We start from the raw sequence: 19304 nt of genomic DNA, 5'->3' as shown, positions 1-19304 counted from the left end.
TAGGGGACCAGCCATCATGGCCGAAGAGAACAACACCCAGAACAAGGGGGGTTTCACCGCGCGCGAGGCGCTGTTCTATCACGAGACCATCCGCCCGGGTAAGCTCGAGATCGTCGCGACCAAGCCGATGACCTCGCAGCGTGACCTGAGCCTCGCCTATTCGCCCGGCGTGGCCGTGCCGGTGGAAGCCATCGCCGCCGACCCTGCGCTGGCCGCGCGCTACACCGCCAAGGCGAACCTCGTCGCGGTGATCTCCAACGGCACCGCGATCCTCGGGCTCGGGAATCTGGGCGCGCTCGCCTCGAAGCCGGTGATGGAAGGCAAGGCGGTGCTGTTCAAGCGCTTCGCCGACGTCGATTCGATCGACATCGAGCTTGCGACCGAAGACCCCGAAGCCTTCATCAACGCCGTCGCGCTGATGGAGCCGACCTTCGGCGGCATCAACCTTGAGGACATCAAGGCCCCCGAATGCTTCATCATCGAAGCCGCCCTGCGCGAGAAGATGAAGATCCCGGTGATGCACGACGACCAGCACGGCACCGCGATCATCACCGCGGCGGGGCTGCTTAATGCGTGCCACATCACCGGACGCGACTTCAAGGACGTGAAGGTCGTGGTCAATGGCGCGGGCGCGGCGGCGATCGCGTGCACCGCGCTCATCAAGGCGATGGGCGTGCGGCACGAGAACGTGATCATGTGCGACCGCTCGGGCCCGATCACGCCGGGCCGCGAGGGCATGGACCAGTGGAAGAGTGCCCATGCGGTCGCCACCACCGCGACCAGCCTCGAGGAAGCGCTGGCGGGCGCCGACATCTTCCTCGGCCTCTCGGCGGCGGGAGCGCTGAAGCCCGACTGGGTCAAGAAGATGGCCGACAAGCCGATCATCTTCGCGATGGCCAACCCGACGCCCGAAATCATGCCCGACGAGGCCAAGGCCGTGCGCCCCGACGCGATCATCGCCACGGGCCGTTCGGACTTCCCCAACCAGGTCAACAACGTCCTCGGCTTCCCTTTCATCTTCCGCGGCGCGCTCGATGTGCAGGCGACCACCATCAACGAGGAGATGAAGGTCGCCGCCGCGCAGGCCATCGCCGAGCTCGCGCGCCAGCAGGTGCCCGAGGAAGTGGCGAGCGCCTATGGCAAAAACCACAAGTTCGGCACCGACTACATCATCCCCGCCCCCTTCGACCCGCGCCTGATCGAGGTCGTCTCCTCCGCGGTGGCCAAGGCGGCGATGGATTCGGGTGTCGCGCGGGCGCGGATCGAGGACTTCGAGGCCTACCGGATGCAGCTGCGCAGCCGCCTCAACCCGACAACCTCGGTGCTGAGCGGCGTCTACGAGGTCGCGCGCGCCAACCCCAAGCGCATGGTTTTCGCCGAGGCGGAAGAGGAAGTGGTGCTGCGCGCCGCGATCCAGTTCCGCGATTTCGGCTACGGCACGCCCATTCTGGTGGGCCGCACCAAGGCGGTGCTCGACAAGCTCCACCAATTGTCGGTTGGCGATCCGGGCAGCTTCGAGATCCAGAACTCGGCCGACAGCGAGCATGTGCCGGCGATGGTCGCCTATCTCTACAAGCGGCTCCAGCGGCGCGGCTATACCGAGCGTGACGTGCGGCGCATGGTCAACCAGGACCGCAACGTCTTCGCCTCGCTGCTGGTCGCGCTGGGGCATGGCGACGGGATGATCACCGGCATGACCCGCACCTTTGCGCAGACCGTGCGCGAGGTGAACCTGGTGCTCGATCCCAAGGAAGGCGCGGTGCCTTTCGGCATCCATATGATGATCGGCAAGAACCACACGACCTTCCTCGCCGACACCACCATCAACGAACGCCCCGACGCCGCGATGCTCGCCCATATCGCCAAGGAGACCGCCGCGGTCGCCCGGCGCATGGGGCACGAGCCGCGGGTGGCGTTCCTCAGCTATTCGACCTTCGGCAATCCCTCCGGCCAGTGGCTGAACTCGATCCGCGAGGCGGTGGCGATCCTCGACAGTGAGGACCCGGGCTTCGAATATGAAGGCGAAATGGCGCCCGATGCGGCCCTCAACCCCAAGGTGATGGCGCTCTATCCCTTCAGCCGGTTGTCGGGCCCGGCCAATGTGCTGATCATGCCGGGGCTGCAATCGGCGAACCTGTCGGCCAAGCTGCTGCGCGAGCTGGGGAGCAACGCCACCATCGGCCCGATGATGATCGGCATGGAAAAGCCGGTGCAGATCGTGCCGATGACCGCGGCGGTGCCCGATGTGCTGACGCTGGCGGTGCTGGCGGGTGCGGGGGTCGTGGGCTGAGGCCGTGATCCCTTCCCAGCGCCACCGCTTCGCCATTCCGGCGGAGGTGCACTACCTCAACTGCGCCTACATGGCGCCGCTGTCGCACGCCGTGATCGCGGCCATGGACGAGGGCGCGCGCGCCAAGGCGAGCCCGTGGCGCTACAAGCCCGCGGATTTCTTCACCGTCTCGGAGCACTTCCGCGAGCGGGCGGCGCGGCTGGCAGGGGTGCCCGCCGATTGCATCGCGATCGTGCCCTCGGCGAGCTACGGCCTCGCGGTCGCCGCCGCCAATGTGCCGCTCGCGCGCGGGCAGGAGGTGGTGACGCTGGCGGACCAGTTCCCCTCCAACGTCTATGTCTGGCAGGACCTCGCCGCACGTGTGGGCGGGCGGATGCGGGCGGTGGAGCGGCCCTCGCAGGATTGCTGGACCGCCGCGGTGCTCGACGCCATCGGGCCCGACACCGGAATCGTCGCCGTGCCGCACTGCCACTGGGCGGATGGACGGGTGGTCGATCTGGTTGCGGTCGGCGCGCGGTGCCGCGAGGTGGGTGCGGCGCTGGTGCTCGACCTCACCCAGTCGTTGGGCGCGATGCCGCTCGATTTCGCCGCGGTCGATCCCGACTTCGCGGTCGCGGCGAACTACAAGTGGCTGATGGGGCCCTATGGCACGGGGATGCTTTATGTCGCCCCGCGCCACCACGAAGGGCGGCCGATCGAGCACAACTGGATCAACCGCGCGGGCTCGGAGGATTTCGCGCGGCTGACCCGCTACCGCGCGGATTTCCAGCCGGGCGCGCGGCGCTTCGACATGGGCGAGAAGGCGAACCCACCGCTGCTGCTGGGCGCGAGCGCGGGGCTCGATTTTCTGCTGGAGTTCGGGGTGGAGGTGATCGCCGAGAGCCTCGCCGAGCAGACAGGGGCCATCGCAGCCAAGGCGGCGGGGCTCGGCATGGAGACCGCGCCGGTCGGGGTACGCGCGCCCCATTTCCTGTCTCTCGGCTTCGGCGGGGGCGTGCCCGAGGGCCTGACCGAGCGGCTCGCCGAGCGCGGCGTCCACGTCTCGCTGCGCGGCCAATCGCTGCGCGTCACCCCGCACCTCTACAACGACGCAGCCGACGCCGACGCGCTGATCGCTGCTTTGGGTTGAGCTGCAGAACGCCTGCCGTCGGGGCCTGAAGCTGAAGCGATGAGGAGGCTGAAGCGCGCCCGGACGCGCGGCGTCCGGGCGCGCTTCAGCTTCAGGCCTCGGCGGCAGCCGCTCTATGCCTCGGCCGCCGCCGGGTTGACTTCGCCCGAGGCGATCGCGGTCATCTTGCGGTCGCCGCCGCGGGTGTCCTCGAGGCATTGCGCGAGCACGCCCGCGTCCTCCTCCAGCCCCAGCCGCCGCGCGAAGGCCGCTGCGGTGCCGTAGCCCGAGATGCCGTAATGGGTCATACGCTGGTACTGCGCGATGATCGAGGCGTCGCGCACGTCCTCGTCCGAGAAGTCCGCCTCCACGCCGTGCGCGCGGGCTTCGGCGACGAGGCCTTCCATCCCCCGGCAGTGCTCGCCGCGCGGGTTGGCGTCGTGGGTCTCGATCAGGGACTTGAGCGCAGCCATCCCCTCCTCGATGCCCTCGGCTCCGGCCGAGAGCGCCTTGCGCAATTCGGCCGAGTGCGCCGCCTCCTGCAACTCGCGGGTCGCCTTCGCCGCCTGACGGTTGGCGCTGTAGAGGTCCTGCAGCTGGTCGACGTAGAGGTCTTTCAGGGTGCTGATGGTCATGGCTTTTTTCTCCGATGGAAGGCTGGCGCCTCACTCTGCCGGGAGATTGGCGGAACGGGCCGTGCACCGCCCCCACATGGGTGTGCTATCCTCGCGCAGACCCGACGAGGTGCGAGGGCTTTGCGGCGGAGCGAGAGGATGCAGGCGGCAGGAAGGGTGATCCGGGCGGCGGGGAGCTATTGGGCGGTGGTCTTCGCGCTCGGCTTCGTGCTGGGGACGGTGCGGGTGCTGTGGATCGCGCCCGCGCTGGGCCTCCTTGCCGCAACCGCGCTGGAGCTGCCGGTGATACTCGGCGCGAGCTGGATCGCGAGTGGGTGGCTGGTGCGGCGCTTCGCTCTGGCACGAGGCGGCGAGGCGATGGCAGCGGGCGCGCTCGCCTTCGCGCTTCTGATGGCGGCGGAGTGCGCGCTGGCGGGCGTGCTGGCGGGCGAGACGCCGGGCGAATGGCTCACCGGCCTCGCCGCGCCGCACGCGGCGCTCGGGCTGGCGGGGCAGGTGGTGTTCGCGCTGATGCCGTTGTGGCGGGCGCGCGGCTAGTCGGCGAGCACCGGCCAGCCGCCCTCCCACGCCAATCGCGCGGTGAACATGATGCGGCGGGTGTTGACCTCGTCCTCGGGCCGCGCGCGCGGGCGGGAGGCGTCGACCGCGTGGTAGAGGATCAGGGTCTCGCCGTCCTTCTCGGCGAGCGCATTGTGCCCCGGCGCGATCCATCCGGGCGAGGCTGCGAGGATCACGCCGCCGTTCTCCGGCTTAACCTCGAACGGCCCCGTCGCCGAGCGCGAGCGGGCCACCATCACTGCGTAATGCGCGTTCGGCCCGCAGCAATTGTCGCCCGAGAAGAACAGGTAATACCAGCCCTCGCGCCAAGTGACCCAAGCGCCTTCGACCAGCCGCCGGTAGTTCGCCGGGTCGTCGGTCGGCACGGGGGCGACGAGGTCGATGGCCGTGCTGCCGGGGGCGAAGGCGAGGCCGTCGCGCGTCAGCTCCTGCACCTTGATGGGGCCGAAGCCCGAGCCCCAGTAGAGCAGGCGCTTGCCGGTCTGCGGGTCGTCGAACAGCATCGGGTCGATGTTGACGAAGCCGGGGCCGCACAGGAGCGGCTTGCCCATGTCGGTGAAGGGGCCCTCGGGCCGCTCGGCGGTGGCGACGGCGAGGCAAAGGCCCTGCGCCGGATCGGCGAGCGCCGCGTCGGGCTTGGCCGAGTAGTAGAGCAGGTAGCGCCCCTCGACCTTGGCGACATGCGGCGCCCAGAAGTCCTGCGTGCGGCTCGCCCATTGCGGCTTCACCGGGAGCGCATCGCCGCGGTGCTGCCACGCCGCCAGGTCGGGCGAGCGGGCGATCTGGATGTTGACCTGCCGTCCCTCGACAAGGGCTTGCGTCGCGTAGGCGTAGAAGGTGCCGTCATCGGCGCGGAGCACGGCGGGATCGGGGAAGTCGGCGTCGATGGCGATGCGGGGTTCGGCCGTGGCACAGCCCGCCAGCAGCAGGGGGGGAAGGGCGAGCGCGAACCGGATCATCGAGGGCCTCCGCGCGCAGAGTGGCGCTGTCAGCCCTCATTTATATGATTTATTCCCGCAGACAAGCAACCTGCGACCGGCAGCCTCAGCGCCTCCGCAAGCGGCGCCACCCGGCAAGGATCTCCGCCCCGTCGCTGCCGCGGTGGGGGACGAGGTTGAGCAGCCCGAGGATCACCGAAAGCGTAACGAACAGCCCGCTCAGCGCCTCGCCCCATTGCGCCCATGCCTTGGCCTGCTGACGGGCCTGATGCCTGGCGAGGAAGGCTCCGAGCTCCTCCTCCGACGGCACGCGGGCGGGCTTGGCGCTGGCAGGCGGAGTGCCAGCCTCGACGGCAACCATCGGCGGCGGGCCCGGCCGGGCCGCCGGACCTGCCGCGAGCGGCATCATCGCCAGCAGGCCCGAAATCGCGGCCACCGCCGCCGCCGAGGCAAAGTTGGCGAGCGGCCCGGCGGCGGAGATCGCCATATCCGCGCGGGTCGATCCCCGCCCCTCCGCGAAGGCATAGCTGACATAGCCGCCGATATCGCGCGCGGGCATCCGGGGCTCGAACCGCACCCGCCGCGTGCGCGCGCTCCAGATGAAGGGCACCGCGCAGATTGCATGGACCCGCGCCCCGCAGCGCCACGCCGCCCAGGCATGGCCGAGCTCGTGGATCACGATGACGACGAATTGCACCACCGAGATCACCACGAAGGCGACAAGCCAGTTGTGGTCGAGGGCCTCATACTGCGCGGCCGTCACCCACAGCACGCCGCTGGCGAGATACCAGAGAGCATGGACCAGCCGGTCGCCGAGCGTCTTCCTCGCCAAGTCCGCGCCCCCTGCGACCGGCAGCCTATTTCCGCCGGAACCGGAAGTACCACACCTCGTGCCCGTAGACCGTGCGCGCCTTGTGTTCGTAGCGGGTCTCGGGCCAGCCGGAGGGGCGCACCTGCCAGTTGGCGGGCTTCTCGACCACCCACTCGAACAGGTCGGTGTGGCGCTGCATCACCATCAGCGCGTGGCGCAGGTAGACCGCGTGGTCGGTGCCGAAGCGGAATTCGCCGCCGGGCTTGAGCTTCTGCGCGAACAGCCGCACCGGGCCGTCGTTCATCATCCGCCGCTTGGCGTGGCGGGCCTTGGGCCAGGGGTCGGGGTGGAGCAGGTAGAGCATCGTCAGCGCGCCGTCGGGCACGCGCTGGAGCACCTCGAGCGCGTCGCCATGATGCAGGCGAATATTGGCGAGCCGCTGGTCGGCCACGTGGGTCAGCGCCTGCGCGACGCCGTTGACGAAGGGCTCGGCGCCGATGAAGCCGTGGTCGGGGAGGAGGTCGGCGCGGTAGGCGAGATGCTCGCCGCCGCCGAAGCCGATCTCGAAATGGAGCGGGCGCGTGTCGCCGAACAGCACCTCGGAAGTCACCGCGCCCTCGGCCGGCACGGCGATCTGCGGCAGGAGGTTGTCGACCAACCCCTGCTGATAGGTGCGCAGCTTCTTGCCGACCGAGCGCCCGTAGAGCCGCGCGATGGTGGTCGGATCGCCTTCCTTGAATGCCGTCATGGGGACGGCCCTTAGCAAAAGACGCGTGCCACTCCACCCCCTTCGCGCGTGCTGCCGCCGGTCGAGCCACGCCGCGCATTGGCCGACAGGCGCTCGCTCGCCCGCCGGGGAGCGGCGATGAGGGAGCAACTCGGGGAGCACGCCATGAAACACCTCGCCCTTTGCCTCGCGCTCGTCGCCGTCGCGCCTGCGATGGCCCAGCCATCCCCTGAGACCCCGCCCGCCGCCCCGCCCGACTGGTCCGCGCTCGCCGTCGCCGATGTCGAGGCGGTCTATGCCGAGACCAGGGCCAACCATCCCGGCATGCACGATCCGGCCAACCCCGGCTTCCCCGCGCTGCTCGAACGCGCGCGGGCCGAGGCGCTTGCGCTTGCGCGGAAGGCCACCACCGCGGGCGGGTTCGATGCCAGCCTCGACCGCTTCACCGCGGTGCTCAACGACGGGCACGCAGGCGCCTATGCGACCTTGCCGCAGGAGCTCGCCCCGACGATCCGCTGGCCGGGCTTTGTCGCGGCGTGGCGCGGGGACGCGATGTATGTCTACAAGGCGGCCGAGGGCGGCCCTCTGGCCGGCAGCCGGATCGAAAGCTGCGACGGCACGCCGATTGCCGATTGGGTGAAGACCAAGGTGTTCGGCTGGCGCACCGGCGCCGAGATCGCGGGCGCGTGGTGGTCGATGGCGCGCATTGCGCTGGTGGATGACGGCAACCCCTTCGTGCGCCTGCCCAATTCGTGTCGGTTCGTGACCTACGGCAAGGCCGAGGACCGCGCGCTGAGCTGGAGCCCCGTCCCCGACTACTATCAGGAATGGCGCAACGGCTCGATCAACGGCGACCTGCTCCCCATCGGCCTCGAAGAGCGCGCGCCGGGCATCCAGTGGATCGCGCTGCCCGATTTCCAGCCCGACGAGGCGGGCAATGCCGCATACCAGAGGCTCTACGCCGATCTCGCCGCCAAGGCCGACGCGATCCGCGGCGCGCGGGCGGTGGTGCTCGATCTGCGCTACAATCAGGGCGGCTCTTCGCTGTGGAGCCTGCGGGTTGCGGAAAGCCTGTGGGGCAACGAGGCGGTCGAGGCACGTGCCGATCGCCGCTCGGCCAAGACTACGGTGTGGTGGCGGCCCACCGCCGGCAATCTCGAGGAGGTGCGGGGCTTTGCCAGGCTGATGACCGAGCAGGGCGACGCCGAGACCGCCGCGTGGGTGGCCAAGCTCGTCACCGCCTTCGAGGCCGCGGCGGCCAAGGGCGAGACGTGGTATGTCGAGGCGGACGAGCCCGCCGCGACGGGCGCCGATACGCCCGACCCCGCCCCGCTGCTGACCGCTCCGGTCTATGTGATCGTGCCGGGCCAATGCGCGAGCGCGTGCCTCGATGCGATCGACGTCTTCAAGCTGTTCCCGAACACTAGGCTGATCGGCGCGCCTTCCTCGGCGGATTCGACCTATATGGAGGTGCGCAACCCGCCGCTGCCCTCAGGGATGGCGCGCGCGATCATCCCGATGAAGATGTATGTGGATCGCCCGCGCGGGAACGGCGAGTTTTACACGCCCGACATCGCGATGACCGATTTTGACTGGTCGACGCAGAGTTTTCTCAAGCGGATCGAGGCCGATCTGGGCGCGCGGTTCTGACATCGCCCGAGGTTGTGAGGGCAAGGCTGGCGATCGGGGGGTCGTTCGGACCGCCAGCCTTGCCCTGCACCGAGCGGTGGGGCTCAGCGCATCACGGACGGTTCTTGGTGCACACCACCTTGCCCGCGATCACGCGGCACTGAACGCCCTTGCCGACCGACCAATGGCCTTCCCCGGCGAGCACGGGGGCCGGAAGGGCGGCAGCACCGAAGGCCAGGATGGTGGCGGCGAGCACGGCGTTCTTGATGGATTTCATGGTGGTGTTTCCTGTTGCTGTTGCCCGGAAGGCCACAGCGGCTCCGGACTGCACCACAACGGGACGGGTCCGCGGTTTATTCCTTCGAGGGTGCAAAATTTTCAACTCCGACCCGATCGAGCGCTGGCCGCCACACTTTGCGGCGAAGGGGCCCGCCCCCGCTGCCGGGCAGGAGGCGGGCTTGTCACAAGAAAATCGTGCTGGACGCCGGGGCACGGGGCGTGGTGAGGTCGGGGGATGACGAACCCGCCCTGCATCTCCCCCGATGCGCTTTCCGACAAGGAGCTCGAGATCCTGCGCCTGCTGGCGGGCGGGCACACGGTGAAGTCGATCGCGGCCGGGCTGGGCCGCTCGGAAGCCTCGATCAACGAGCGGCTGCGCGAGGCGCGGCGTAAGACCGGCGTGGGTAGCAGCAGGGAGCTGGCGCGGCTGCTCGCGGAACAGAAAGTCTGGGACAGGAAAATCGATCTTCCGCAAGGGCCGCCTTTGTCCGAGGCTTCGTCCGTGCCCCGCAACAAGGGGGCGTTCGCATGGACGAAAGGACGAATTGCCATGGCTTTCCTGCTCCCCGCCGCCGCCCTCGGGCTGGCGCTTGCCGCCGGCACCGCCACGCTGCCTGAAGCTGCCGAAACTGCCCAGGCAGCGGCCGCCTCGCCGCTCGCCGGGAAATGGTCGCTCGATGTCGCGCGGCTGCCCGAGAACGAGCGCCCGGTGTCGGTGACGATCACCTTCGAGCCGCTCGCGGACGGGCGGATGCACACGCTGGTGTGGATCGCCAACCGCGACGGCGGGACGATCAAGGCCGAATCGACCGCGGCGACGGACGGCGTCCCCGTGCCGGTGGGCGGCAACTTCGCCGAGGTGGATTCGGTCGCCCTGCGCCAACCCGCACCGGATACGCTGGTGATGACGCTGGCGAAGGGCGGCGAGCGGTTCTCGACCCGGGTTTACACGGTCGCGAAGGACGGCCGGAGCATGACCGAGACGATCGTCTGGGCGAACGGCGAAATGCCCGAGCCCAAGGCGCTGGTGTTCAAGCGGGTCGGCTGAAATGCGAACGCCCGGAGCAGGGGCTCCGGGCGTCCACACAACCAGAAGAGGAAAGCGCTGTTTCGGCCCATAGGGCCGCAAGGCCGACCGGCCGCCCGCAGGCGCCCGGAGCGAAGCGGAGGAACAGCGCCGAGGACGAGGGCGCGGAGGCGCCCTCGCAACAAGTTACGCGGCTTCGACTTCCGTTTCCGAATCGCGCAGCACGTAGCCGCGGCCCCAGACGGTCTCGATGTAGTTCTCGCCGCCGCAGGCCAGCGAGAGCTTCTTGCGCAGCTTGCAGATGAAGACGTCGATGATCTTGAGCTCGGGCTCGTCCATCCCGCCATAGAGGTGGTTGAGGAACATTTCCTTGGTGAGCGTCGTGCCCTTGCGGAGCGAGAGCAGCTCCAGCATCGCATATTCCTTGCCGGTGAGGTGCACGCGGGCACCATCGACCTCGACCGTCTTGGCGTCGAGGTTCACGGCGAGCTTGCCAGTGCGGATGACCGACTGCGAGTGGCCCTTCGAACGGCGCACCACGGCATAGATGCGGGCGACCAGCTCTTCGCGGTGGAAGGGCTTGGTGACGTAATCGTCAGCGCCGAAGCCGAAGGAGCGGATCTTCGAGTCCATTTCCGAGATGCCCGAAAGGATCAGCACCGGGGTCTGCACCTTGGCGACGCGCAGCTTCTTGAGCACGTCGTAGCCATGCATGTCAGGCAGGTTGAGATCGAGCAGGATGATGTCGTAATCATACAGCTTGCCGAGGTCCAAACCCTCTTCGCCGAGATCGGTCGAATAGACGTTGAAGCCTTCGGTCGTGAGCATCAGCTCGATCGCCTTGGCGGTGGTCGGTTCGTCTTCGATGAGCAGAACACGCATTGCAGTCCCCTGTCTTACCCCTGGTAACCCCCGCTTAGGAGAGGTTGTCGCCTGTTAACCACGCTACTTCTCACCAAAAAAGGTTAATAAGAAGTTTAGGTCGTTAACTTTTTGAAGTGAGTCTTTCGAGTCACACCCCGTGCGGGACGAATTCGGAGGCAGGCTAAGGGCTTAAGATCGCCGCGTCGCCCTAGGGAAAGTCCTAAGATGCCCCCGCCAGCTTCTTCGCCCGCCGCCGTTCGGCGCTCGAACCGAGCCCGATCGCCTCGCGATATTTGGCAACCGTGCGCCGCGCGAGGTCGAAGCCTTCCTTCTGGAGCATCTCGGCCAATTGCTGGTCGGACAGGATGTTCTTCGCCGTCTCGGCATCGATCAGCGCCTTGATCCGCGCCTTGATCGCGGCGGAGGACGCGCCCTCGCCGTCGGCCGAGGCGACGCCGCTGGTGAAGAAGTATTTCAGCTCGAAGGTGCCGCGCTCGCACCAAAGATACTTGTTGCTGGTGACGCGGCTGACGGTGCTCTCATGCATCCCGATCTGCTCGGCCACCTCGCGCAAAGTCAGCGGGCGCAGTTCGGCGACACCGCGGCGGAAGAAGCCGTCCTGCTGCTTCACGATCTCGGCGGCGGTCTTGAGGATGGTCTTCTGGCGCTGGTCGAGCGCACGGATCAGCCAGTGCGCATCGGCCAGCTTCTCCTTCAGCCAGCCTTGCGATTCCTTGTTGGTCGCGCCCCGGTTCAATTCCAGATAATAGCCGCGGTTGACGATCAGCTTGGGCAGGGTCTCCTCGTTGATCGCGATGTCCCAGCCCCCGGCCGCATTGGCGCTGAGGAGAATGTCGGGGACGACCGTGCCGGTTTCGGCGGGCGCGAAGGCCAGGCCGGGGCGCGGGTTGTAGCTGCGCAGCTCGCGCAGCATGTCGGCGAAATCCTCGTCATCGACGCGGCACAGGCGCTTGAGGCGCTCGACCTCGCCGCGCGCGACCAGATCGAGATTGTCGATCAGCGCCTTCATGCAGGGGTCGTAGCGATCCGCCTCGCGCGCCTGGATCGCGATGCACTCCGCCAAATTGCGCGCGCCCACGCCCGACGGGTCGAGCGATTGCACCAGCCGAAGCCCCGCCTTGGCGTCGAAGAAATCGACCCCGAGATCGTCGGCGACTTCCTCCAGCGGCACGGTCAGATAGCCCGCCTCGTCGAGCAACCCGATGATGTGGCGCGCGATGAAGGCGGTCTGCGGATCGCTGGCGAGCGCACCGATCTGGCCTTCGAGGTGCTCGACCAGCGTGACTTCGGCCGCGCGCAGCTGCTCCCAGTCGGGCGTGTCGCCCATATCGCCGCCCGAGCCCGAGGCTGCGGCGCCCCATTCGGCATCGCGCATGCTCGGCCCCGCGCCGTCGCCGGTGTCGAAATCGCGGTCGACCGCGCCGAGATCGAGTGGCGCATCCCCCTCACCCCCGCCCGCGAGCATCAGCTGGTCGGCGGTCGCGTCCTCCCCCGCAGGCGCGGCAATCTCGATCCGCTCGGGCTCGCCGGGGTCGGACGGCCCGCCGGTGTCGAGCAGCGGATTGGCCTCCAATGCCTCGGAAATGAAGGTCTCGATCTCGAGGTTGGAGGCCGCCAGCAGCTTGATCGCCTGCTGCAATTGCGGCGTCATCACCAGCGATTGCGTCTGCCGGATATCGAGGCGGGGGCCTAATGCCATGCCTGTCGCCGCTAGAGCGTGAAGCTCTCGCCGAGATACAGCCGCCGCACGTTCTCGTCGGCGACCAGTTCCTGCGGGCTCCCGGCGAACAGCACCTGCCCGCCATAGATGATGCAGGCGCGGTCGACGATGTCGAGCGTTTCGCGCACGTTGTGGTCGGTGATCAGCACCCCGATGCCGCGCTGCTTCAGGTCCTTCACAAGGTCGCGGATGTCGCTGATCGAGAGCGGGTCGATGCCTGCGAATGGCTCGTCGAGCAGCATGATCGAGGGCTTGGCGGCGAGCGCGCGGGCGATCTCGCAGCGGCGGCGTTCGCCCCCCGACAGCGCCATCGCCGGGCTTTCGCGCAGGCGGGTGAGGCCGAATTCGTCGAGCAGCCGCTCCAGCTCGGAAGCGCGCGTCGCCTTGTCGGGCTCGACCAGTTCGAGCACGCAGGCGATGTTCTGCTCCACCGTCATGCCGCGGAAGATGCTGGTTTCCTGCGGCAGATAGCCAAGGCCGAGGATCGCGCGGCGATACATCGGCAGCTTGGTCACGTCCTCGCCGTCCATCAGGATGCGGCCCGAATCCGGCTTCACCAGCCCCATGATCGAATAGAAGCAGGTGGTCTTGCCCGCCCCGTTGGGCCCGAGCAGCCCGAGCACCTCGCCCTTGGCGACGCTCAGCGAGATGTCGGTCAGCACCGAGCGCTTGTCGTAGCTCTTGGCGATCGAGATCACCTCGAGCCCGCTGCCCACGGGCTGGATCGTGGCGTCGGACGGGGCGCCTGCAAGGGTGGTCGTGCTCATATGCCCTGAGTCTTTAGCACCGTGGCGGGGCGAGGAAAGTGTTGGAGTGCGTTTGGCAGGATTTTTGCTTAGCCGCGCGGCAATCGGGTGTCAGGCAGCAGAACCGCGCACGATTAGAGCGGCTTGCTGCGCGCCTCTTGCGGCCCGCGCAACAATCCTGCGTTTGCGCGCGGCTTATTGCAACTCCGGGACTCCTTTGCGATACTGCGACCATAACAGACGGCCACTGGGGAGCGGCACGCATGGTGAAATCCGAAGAGCGCATCGAGGGCAAGGCGCTGTCCGCAAGCCGGTCGCGCGACTGGCGCAAGGCGATGAGCGACCATGTCGCCTACGGCCTGCTGGTCTACACCGCGCTCCAGATCTTCGTGACCGTCAAGGCCCTGTCCGAGGGCTCCTCGACCGCGCTTCCCTATCTGGCGCTGGTGGTGCTGGTCGCCGGGATCATCCCGGTGTGCCGCTGGTACGAGAAGCGCTGGGCGGTGCTCTCCGACGCCGAGGCGGCCGACCCCGCACTCGCCGGCGAATTCCGCCGCGACATCACCGCGCTGTGGCTGATGGCGATCGGGCTGCCCTTCGGGCTGACGCTGATTTTCAAGATGCTGTTGGAAGTGTTTTGATGTGTCTTTGCGTTGCGAACCCGCCTCCGCGGGCGTTTTTGTGTTCCGCAGCCCCTCCGGGCTGCGAAATCCTCGCTCACGCGGCCTGAAGGCCGGTTGTCCCGCCTACGGCGGTTCAGCTTCGCTTCCGCTGCGGGCGCCCGTTCGGGCTTGCGGTCGCTGAAGCGACCGAGATCAGCGCTTATCAGGCAGGATTGGTGGGTATCAGTCCCTCCCCGTTCCAAAGGAATGGGGAGGTGTCGCCGCGTAGCGGTGACGGAGGGGTAATAGCCCCGCCGCTTGACCCCTCCGTCAGCGGCTGAAGCCGCTGCCACCTCCCCATCCTTTCAGGACGGGGAGGGACTTGTCGGAAACCTTACTTCCCCGCGCCGTAACGTTCGATCGCCTCGATGGTGATCTGGCGCGCTTCGGCGGCGTTGCCCCACTTGCCCACACGCACCCACTTCTCGGCCTCGAGATCCTTGTAGTGGGTGAAGAAGTGCTCGATCTGCTGGAAGATGATGCTCGGCAGATCGCTCGTCTCGATCACGTCGGCGTAATAGGGAAAGGTCTCGTTCACCGGCACGCAGATCAGCTTCTCGTCGCCGCCCTGCTCGTCTTCGAGATTCAGCACGCCGATCGGCCGCGCGCGCACCACGCAGCCCGGGATGAAGGGCGAGCGCGAGATCACCAGCGCGTCGAGCGGGTCGCCGTCGGGCGACAGGGTGTGCGGCACGAAGCCGTAGTTCGCCGGATAGCGCATCGGGGTGTGCAGGATGCGGTCGACGAACAGCGCGCCGCTTTCCTTGTCGAACTCGTACTTCACCGGCTCGCCCCCGGTAGGCACCTCGATGATCACGTTGAGATCGTCGGGGGGGTTCACGCCGGTGGGGATCTTGTCGATGCGCATGGATTTTCTCTTCTGGCTGGATGCCGCGCGTCTTCGCTTGCGGCAGAGAGGTGGGAACTGCGACGCGCCCCCTTAATGCGTGCCGCAGGATTGCGAAAGGGGCCGCGTGGGCCTAATCCGCGCCCCCATGAGCAAGAAGACCCCGCAAGCCATCCGCGGCACCCAGGACATCTTCGGCGCGGACGCCGAGGCCTTCGCCTTCGTGGTCGAGACCTTCGAGCGCGTGCGCCGCTTGTATCGCTTCCGCCGGGTGGAAATGCCGGTGTTCGAGAAGACCGAGGTCTTCGCGCGCTCCTTGGGCGAGACCACCGACGTGGTATCCAAGGAGATGTATTCCTTCGACGACCGCGGCGGCGAGAGCCTGACCCTGCGCCCCGAGTTCACCGCCGGGATCGCGCGCGCCTTCCTCACCAACGGCTGGCAGCAACATGCGCCGCTGAAGGTTGCGACGCACGGGCCCTTGTTCCGCTACGAGCGCCCGCAGAAGGGCCGCTACCGCCAGTTCCACCAGATCGACGCCGAGGTAATCGGCGCGGGCGAACCGCAGGCCGATGTCGAGCTTCTGGCGATAGCGGACCAGCTGTTGAAGGAACTGGGCATCCACGACGTCACCCTGCACCTCAACACGCTCGGCGACGGCGCGAGCCGCGAAGCGTGGCGGGCGGCGCTGATCGACTATTTCCGCGCGGTGAAGGGCGAGCTCTCCGAGGAATCGCAGGAGCGGCTGGAGAAGAACCCGCTGCGGATCCTCGATTCGAAGGACCCGCGGGACAAGCCGTTTCTGGCTGACGCGCCCAAGATCGACGCGTTTCTGTCGGAGGAGGCTTCGGCCTTCTTCGCGGCGGTGACATCGGGGCTGGATGCGGCAGGCGTGAAGTGGGTGCGCGCCGAGAGCCTCGTGCGCGGGCTCGACTACTACCGTCACACGGCCTTCGAGTTCATCCCCGACGAGGGGAGTGCTTCGGCAGCGGCGCTGGGCTCGCAGAGCACGGTGCTCGGCGGCGGGCGTTATGACGGGCTGATGGAAAGCCTCGGCGGCGCGCCGACGCCTGCGGTCGGCTGGGCCGCGGGGATCGAGCGGCTGGCGATGCTGGTGGGGGCGCGGGAGGAGGAGCCTGCCGACCTTATCATCGTGGTCGAAGACGATGCGCGCGTTGGCGAGGCGATCGGCCTGATTGGCGATGTTCGCAGGGCAGGCTTTACGGCTGAGCTGGTCGCCTCGGGATCGCCGCGCAAGCGTTACGACAAGGCAGTAAAGCGCGGGGCCGATGTTATCCTGTCGCTCCGAGCGGAAATGGGTCGCGGCATCACCACCGACAATCCCGAAGCCGACGTTCTGGGCGTGCTCGGCGCCTACCGTTAGCCCCCCTCGTCAACCTGAACTCGGTTGTCCTTCGGACAGCTGCGCTTCCAGGGTCCATCGCGCCGCTCACACCGCGGCCCGAAGCTGCGAAATGGATGCTGAAACGAGTTCAGCATGACGAGTAAGAGAAGAACCCCATGCAAATCCCCCCCGAACGCCTCGACCAGATCGCGCACCGCTTTGCGGAGCTGGAAGCGCGCATGGCGTCCGGCACGCTCGAGGGCGAGGCTTTCGTGCGCGCCTCGCGCGACTATGCGGAACTCGAACCCGTGGCGAAGATCGCCGCCGAGGTGAAGTCCGCGCGCGAGGAGATGGCGGGGCTGACCGAGATGCTCGCCGACCCCGAGATGAAGGCGATGGCCGAGGAGGAGCTGGCCCACCTCAAATCTACCCTCCCCGATCTCGAGCGCCGCCTCGCCATCGCGCTGCTGCCGCGCGACTCCGCCGACTCCAAGCCCGCCATGCTCGAAATCCGCGCCGGCACCGGGGGCGATGAAGCCGCGCTCTTCGCCGCCGATCTCTACCGGATGTACGAGAAATACGCCGCCGAGCAGGGCTGGCGCGTCGAGCCCGTCAGCATCGCCGCCTCCGACATCGGCGGCTACAAGGAAGTGATCGCCAATGTCACCGGCACGGGCGTCTTCGCCAAGCTCAAGTTCGAGAGCGGCGTCCACCGCGTCCAGCGCGTGCCCGTGACCGAGAGCGGCGGGCGTATCCACACCTCGGCGGCGACCGTCGCGGTGCTGGCGGAGCCCGACGAGGTCGACATCCAGATCGAGGACAAGGACCTCAAGATCGACGTCTACCGCGCGTCCGGCGCAGGCGGCCAGCACGTCAACACCACCGATTCGGCGGTGCGCATCACCCACTTGCCCACCGGCACCGTGGTGACCTGCCAGGATGGGCGCAGCCAGCACAAGAACAAGGAAAAGGCGATGCAGGTGCTGCGCACGCGGCTCTACGACGCCCAGCGCGAAGCCACCCAGGGGGCCGAGGCCGAGGCGCGCAAGGCGATGGTCGGCAGCGGCGACCGCTCCGAGCGCATCCGCACCTATAACTTCCCCCAGGGCCGCGTCACCGATCACCGCATCGGGCTGACGCTGCACAAGCTCGAGGAAGTGCTCGCCGGGCCGGGGCTGGCCGAGCTGGTCGACGCGCTGATCGCCGAGGACGAGGGCAAGCGGCTGGCGGCGCTCAGCGAGTGACCGTCGGCGAGGCCATCCGCGCCGCTGCCGAGGCCCTCGCGCCCGAGAGCGATACCGCGCGGCTCGATGCCGAGCTGCTGATGGCGCACCTCTTCGGCGTGACCCGTTCCGAGCTGCTGCTGCGCCACATGCGCGACCCCTCCCCGCCGGGTTTCGCCGCGCTGGTCGAGCGCCGTGCGGGCCACGAGCCGGTCGCCTACATCACCGGGCGGCAGGAGTTCTACGGCCTGCCCTTTATCGTCACCCCGGCCACCCTGATCCCGCGCGGCGACAGCGAGACGCTGGTCGCGGCCGCGCTCGAGGCGAAGCCAGATGCGGGCCGCGTGCTCGATCTCGGCACCGGATCGGGGGCGCTGCTGCTCGCGGTGCTGGCCTATCTGCGGCAGGCGCATGGGGTGGGCATCGACCGCTCGCCGGAAGCCGTCGCGGTGGCGGTGCGGAATGCCGAGCAACTGGGCCTGCGCCCGCAAGCGATGTTCCGCGAGGGCGACTGGCTCGCGCCCGGCTGGGCCGACGATCTCGGCACCTTCGACCTGATCCTGTGCAACCCGCCCTATGTGGAGAGCGATGCCGCGCTCGACCCGCAGGTGCGCGATTTCGAACCCGCCACCGCCCTCTTCGCCGGGCCCGAGGGGCTCGACGATTACCGCGTGCTGATCCCGCAATTGCGCGCGCTGATGAACCCCCAAGCGCTCGCGGTGCTGGAAATCGGGGCGAATCAGGCCGAGGCCGTGGGGGCCCTCGCTGCCGCTTCGGGATTCGCCACAGCGCTCCGCCGCGACCTTGCGGGACGTGCGCGGGCCTTGCTGCTCTCGTAACAGAATTGCGCGAGCAGGGCTTGGCAAACCGGTTTCGCATCGCTACGTCACAGGCAGGCCGGATGGATTGCGAAGGGCGCAAACCGCTGGGCCAAGCTCCTGAACTCAGCTGATACCGCCGTGTGGGCTCGCCCCCGGCAGCATCCAGCGCGGAGCACGCGGCACGCTTCGGCATGTTCCGGCGTGGCGCAAGGGCAAGGGGTCTGTTGACCGCGCGAACAGTTTTAAATCTCGCGCCAGGTCGCTGTTAAGGAACGTTTTCCTTGAATAACAATCGCAATAACCGGCGTCGCGGACGCGGCAACCGCAACCAGGGCGGAGGCGGCGCGCAGCTCAACCGCATCGACAGCCGGGCGCGCGGCAATGCCCCGCAGATGCTCGACAAGTACAAGAAGCTCGCGCAGGACGCCCAGCACAATGGCGACCGCGTGCAGATGGAGTACTACCTCCAGTTCGCGGACCACTATTTCCGCGTGATCGCCGACAACAAGGCGCGTCAGGACGAACAGCGCGGCGGGAACGGCGGCGGCCAGCGCCGTCAGGACGAGCGCGATTCCGGTGACGATTTCGAGGACGATTTCGACTTCGGCCGTCGCAACGACATGCCGACGCGCTCGGTCTACGAGCAGGCGCAGCCGAGCGGCGATGCCGATGTCAGCGAAGGCGAGCCCGGGCAGGAGGGCGAGAGCTTCCTTGCCGATGACCGTCAGGACGACCGCTCGGATGATCGCGGCGATGACCGCCCGCGCGGCCAGCGTCGCCAGCAGCAGCAGCGCAAGCAGAAGGACGGCAATCGCGACGGCAATCGCGACGGCGGTCGTCCGGAGCGCGGGGAGCAGCGCGCCGAGCGGGGTGATCGCCCCGAGCGCGGCGAACGCGCGCCCGAGCGTGCCGACAAGCCCGCACGCACCCGCAAGCCCCGCAAGAGCGCCGATGACGGCGAGCAGCGCGGCATCGACAGCTCGATCCTCCCGCCCTCGATCCGTGGGGACGATGCGGGCGGCGATAGCGGCACGCTCGAGACCGTCGAGTAAG

General features: G+C 68.1%; 19 protein-coding genes. 10 read left to right on the top strand and 9 right to left on the bottom strand.

All coding sequences use genetic code 11. From position 1 onward, the window contains the following. The first annotated feature begins 16 nt into the window (after nucleotides 1-16). Together PFX90_RS11210 and PFX90_RS11205 are read left to right on the top strand one after the other, a co-directional pair. The gene (locus PFX90_RS11210; protein ID WP_285712533.1) at nucleotides 17-2290 is read left to right on the top strand and encodes an NADP-dependent malic enzyme; all 2274 of its coding nucleotides are present in this window, start codon (nucleotides 17-19) and stop codon (nucleotides 2288-2290) included. A 4-nt stretch (nucleotides 2291-2294) separates the two neighbouring features. Continuing rightward, on the top strand, nucleotides 2295-3419 hold the full coding sequence (locus tag PFX90_RS11205; protein ID WP_285712532.1) for an aminotransferase class V-fold PLP-dependent enzyme: 1125 nt from the start codon (nucleotides 2295-2297) through the stop codon (nucleotides 3417-3419). 113 nt (nucleotides 3420-3532) lie between these two features. Here PFX90_RS11205 and PFX90_RS11200 read toward each other — a convergent pair whose 3' ends face one another. Continuing rightward, entirely contained in the window at nucleotides 3533-4033 is a 501-nt protein-coding gene (locus tag PFX90_RS11200; RefSeq protein ID WP_285712531.1) for a YciE/YciF ferroxidase family protein, read from the bottom strand. A gap of 138 nt (nucleotides 4034-4171) precedes the next feature. Between PFX90_RS11200 and PFX90_RS11195 the strand changes: the two genes are divergently transcribed. After that, nucleotides 4172-4570 carry a hypothetical protein gene (locus tag PFX90_RS11195; RefSeq protein WP_285712530.1) on the top strand — a complete coding sequence of 133 codons (399 nt, stop codon included), beginning with the start codon at nucleotides 4172-4174 and terminating at the stop codon, nucleotides 4568-4570. Here PFX90_RS11195 and PFX90_RS11190 read toward each other — a convergent pair. The 3 genes from PFX90_RS11190 to trmB all read right to left on the bottom strand — a co-directional run bounded on the left by PFX90_RS11190 (nucleotide 4567) and on the right by trmB (nucleotide 7088). Next, a complete protein-coding gene (locus PFX90_RS11190) occupies nucleotides 4567-5550 on the bottom strand; it encodes a glycoside hydrolase family 43 protein (RefSeq protein WP_285712529.1) in 984 nt (327 codons plus the stop codon). The two genes, PFX90_RS11195 and PFX90_RS11190, sit on opposite strands and share 4 nt — an antisense overlap. A gap of 85 nt (nucleotides 5551-5635) precedes the next feature. Then, complete coding sequence (locus PFX90_RS11185) at nucleotides 5636-6361, bottom strand: site-2 protease family protein (protein WP_285712528.1); 726 nt, start codon at nucleotides 6359-6361, stop codon at nucleotides 5636-5638. Nucleotides 6362-6386: 25 nt separating this feature from the next. Continuing rightward, nucleotides 6387-7088 carry a tRNA (guanine(46)-N(7))-methyltransferase TrmB gene (gene trmB, locus PFX90_RS11180; protein WP_285712527.1) on the bottom strand — a complete coding sequence of 234 codons (702 nt, stop codon included), beginning with the start codon at nucleotides 7086-7088 and terminating at the stop codon, nucleotides 6387-6389. 144 nt (nucleotides 7089-7232) lie between these two features. Here trmB and PFX90_RS11175 point away from each other — a divergent pair, with 144 nt between their 5' ends. Beyond that, a complete protein-coding gene (locus tag PFX90_RS11175; protein ID WP_285712525.1) occupies nucleotides 7233-8717 on the top strand; it encodes a S41 family peptidase in 1485 nt (494 codons plus the stop codon). A 91-nt stretch (nucleotides 8718-8808) separates the two neighbouring features. Here PFX90_RS11175 and PFX90_RS11170 read toward each other — a convergent pair whose 3' ends face one another. Continuing rightward, a complete protein-coding gene (locus PFX90_RS11170; RefSeq protein ID WP_285712524.1) occupies nucleotides 8809-8973 on the bottom strand; it encodes a hypothetical protein in 165 nt (54 codons plus the stop codon). Nucleotides 8974-9210: 237 nt separating this feature from the next. Here PFX90_RS11170 and PFX90_RS11165 point away from each other — a divergent pair, with 237 nt between their 5' ends. Further along, a complete protein-coding gene (locus tag PFX90_RS11165) occupies nucleotides 9211-10023 on the top strand; it encodes a helix-turn-helix domain-containing protein (RefSeq protein ID WP_285712523.1) in 813 nt (270 codons plus the stop codon). 165 nt (nucleotides 10024-10188) lie between these two features. On the opposite strand, the gene ctrA is transcribed toward PFX90_RS11165, so the two are convergent. The 3 genes from ctrA to lptB all read right to left on the bottom strand — a co-directional run bounded on the left by ctrA (nucleotide 10189) and on the right by lptB (nucleotide 13374). After that, complete coding sequence (gene ctrA, locus PFX90_RS11160) at nucleotides 10189-10884, bottom strand: response regulator transcription factor CtrA (protein WP_086737421.1); 696 nt, start codon at nucleotides 10882-10884, stop codon at nucleotides 10189-10191. A gap of 202 nt (nucleotides 10885-11086) precedes the next feature. Then, nucleotides 11087-12586 carry an RNA polymerase factor sigma-54 gene (gene rpoN, locus PFX90_RS11155; protein WP_285712522.1) on the bottom strand — a complete coding sequence of 500 codons (1500 nt, stop codon included), beginning with the start codon at nucleotides 12584-12586 and terminating at the stop codon, nucleotides 11087-11089. Between the two features lie 11 nt (nucleotides 12587-12597). Next, complete coding sequence (gene lptB, locus PFX90_RS11150; RefSeq protein ID WP_285712521.1) at nucleotides 12598-13374, bottom strand: LPS export ABC transporter ATP-binding protein; 777 nt, start codon at nucleotides 13372-13374, stop codon at nucleotides 12598-12600. Nucleotides 13375-13616: 242 nt separating this feature from the next. On the opposite strand from lptB, the gene PFX90_RS11145 reads away from it, so the two are divergent. Then, nucleotides 13617-13994 carry a hypothetical protein gene (locus PFX90_RS11145; RefSeq protein WP_285712520.1) on the top strand — a complete coding sequence of 126 codons (378 nt, stop codon included), beginning with the start codon at nucleotides 13617-13619 and terminating at the stop codon, nucleotides 13992-13994. A 355-nt stretch (nucleotides 13995-14349) separates the two neighbouring features. On the opposite strand, the gene ppa is transcribed toward PFX90_RS11145, so the two are convergent. Continuing rightward, nucleotides 14350-14883, bottom strand: coding sequence for an inorganic diphosphatase (gene ppa / locus PFX90_RS11140; protein WP_285712519.1), 534 nt, complete (start codon nucleotides 14881-14883; stop codon nucleotides 14350-14352). Nucleotides 14884-15010: 127 nt separating this feature from the next. Here ppa and hisS point away from each other — a divergent pair, with 127 nt between their 5' ends. From hisS to PFX90_RS11120, 4 genes are all read left to right on the top strand, one after another. Then, a complete protein-coding gene (hisS, locus tag PFX90_RS11135) occupies nucleotides 15011-16246 on the top strand; it encodes a histidine--tRNA ligase (protein ID WP_285712518.1) in 1236 nt (411 codons plus the stop codon). 137 nt (nucleotides 16247-16383) lie between these two features. After that, complete coding sequence (prfA, locus tag PFX90_RS11130) at nucleotides 16384-17451, top strand: peptide chain release factor 1 (protein WP_285712517.1); 1068 nt, start codon at nucleotides 16384-16386, stop codon at nucleotides 17449-17451. After that, complete coding sequence (gene prmC / locus PFX90_RS11125) at nucleotides 17448-18269, top strand: peptide chain release factor N(5)-glutamine methyltransferase (RefSeq protein ID WP_285712516.1); 822 nt, start codon at nucleotides 17448-17450, stop codon at nucleotides 18267-18269. Before prfA ends, prmC begins: the two co-directional genes overlap by 4 nt. Nucleotides 18270-18532: 263 nt before the next feature. After that, nucleotides 18533-19303, top strand: coding sequence for a DUF4167 domain-containing protein (locus PFX90_RS11120; protein WP_285712515.1), 771 nt, complete (start codon nucleotides 18533-18535; stop codon nucleotides 19301-19303). The last annotated feature ends 1 nt before the right edge of the window (nucleotide 19304 follow it).

Origin of the sequence: Erythrobacter oryzae, from assembly GCF_030271515.1 — a bacterium.
Taxonomy (GTDB): Bacteria; Pseudomonadota; Alphaproteobacteria; order Sphingomonadales; family Sphingomonadaceae; genus Erythrobacter; species Erythrobacter oryzae.
Note: the sequence above shows the minus strand (reverse complement) of the source record. Positions and strands in the feature narration are given on the sequence as shown.

Bases quoted from the DNA above. Each gene is read 5' to 3' on its own strand.
- PFX90_RS11210 (WP_285712533.1), top strand. From the start codon at position 17: ATGGCCGAAGAGAACAACACCCAGAACAAGGGGGGTTTCACCGCGCGC.
- PFX90_RS11200 (WP_285712531.1), bottom strand. From the start codon at position 4,033: ATGACCATCAGCACCCTGAAAGACCTCTACGTCGACCAGCTGCAGGAC.
- PFX90_RS11195 (WP_285712530.1), top strand. From the start codon at position 4,172: ATGCAGGCGGCAGGAAGGGTGATCCGGGCGGCGGGGAGCTATTGGGCG.
- PFX90_RS11190 (WP_285712529.1), bottom strand. From the start codon at position 5,550: ATGATCCGGTTCGCGCTCGCCCTTCCCCCCCTGCTGCTGGCGGGCTGT.
- trmB (WP_285712527.1), bottom strand. From the start codon at position 7,088: ATGACGGCATTCAAGGAAGGCGATCCGACCACCATCGCGCGGCTCTAC.
- PFX90_RS11175 (WP_285712525.1), top strand. From the start codon at position 7,233: ATGAAACACCTCGCCCTTTGCCTCGCGCTCGTCGCCGTCGCGCCTGCG.
- PFX90_RS11170 (WP_285712524.1), bottom strand. From the start codon at position 8,973: ATGAAATCCATCAAGAACGCCGTGCTCGCCGCCACCATCCTGGCCTTC.
- PFX90_RS11165 (WP_285712523.1), top strand. From the start codon at position 9,211: ATGACGAACCCGCCCTGCATCTCCCCCGATGCGCTTTCCGACAAGGAG.
- ctrA (WP_086737421.1), bottom strand. From the start codon at position 10,884: ATGCGTGTTCTGCTCATCGAAGACGAACCGACCACCGCCAAGGCGATC.
- rpoN (WP_285712522.1), bottom strand. From the start codon at position 12,586: ATGGCATTAGGCCCCCGCCTCGATATCCGGCAGACGCAATCGCTGGTG.
- lptB (WP_285712521.1), bottom strand. From the start codon at position 13,374: ATGAGCACGACCACCCTTGCAGGCGCCCCGTCCGACGCCACGATCCAG.
- PFX90_RS11145 (WP_285712520.1), top strand. From the start codon at position 13,617: ATGGTGAAATCCGAAGAGCGCATCGAGGGCAAGGCGCTGTCCGCAAGC.
- ppa (WP_285712519.1), bottom strand. From the start codon at position 14,883: ATGCGCATCGACAAGATCCCCACCGGCGTGAACCCCCCCGACGATCTC.
- hisS (WP_285712518.1), top strand. From the start codon at position 15,011: ATGAGCAAGAAGACCCCGCAAGCCATCCGCGGCACCCAGGACATCTTC.
- prfA (WP_285712517.1), top strand. From the start codon at position 16,384: ATGCAAATCCCCCCCGAACGCCTCGACCAGATCGCGCACCGCTTTGCG.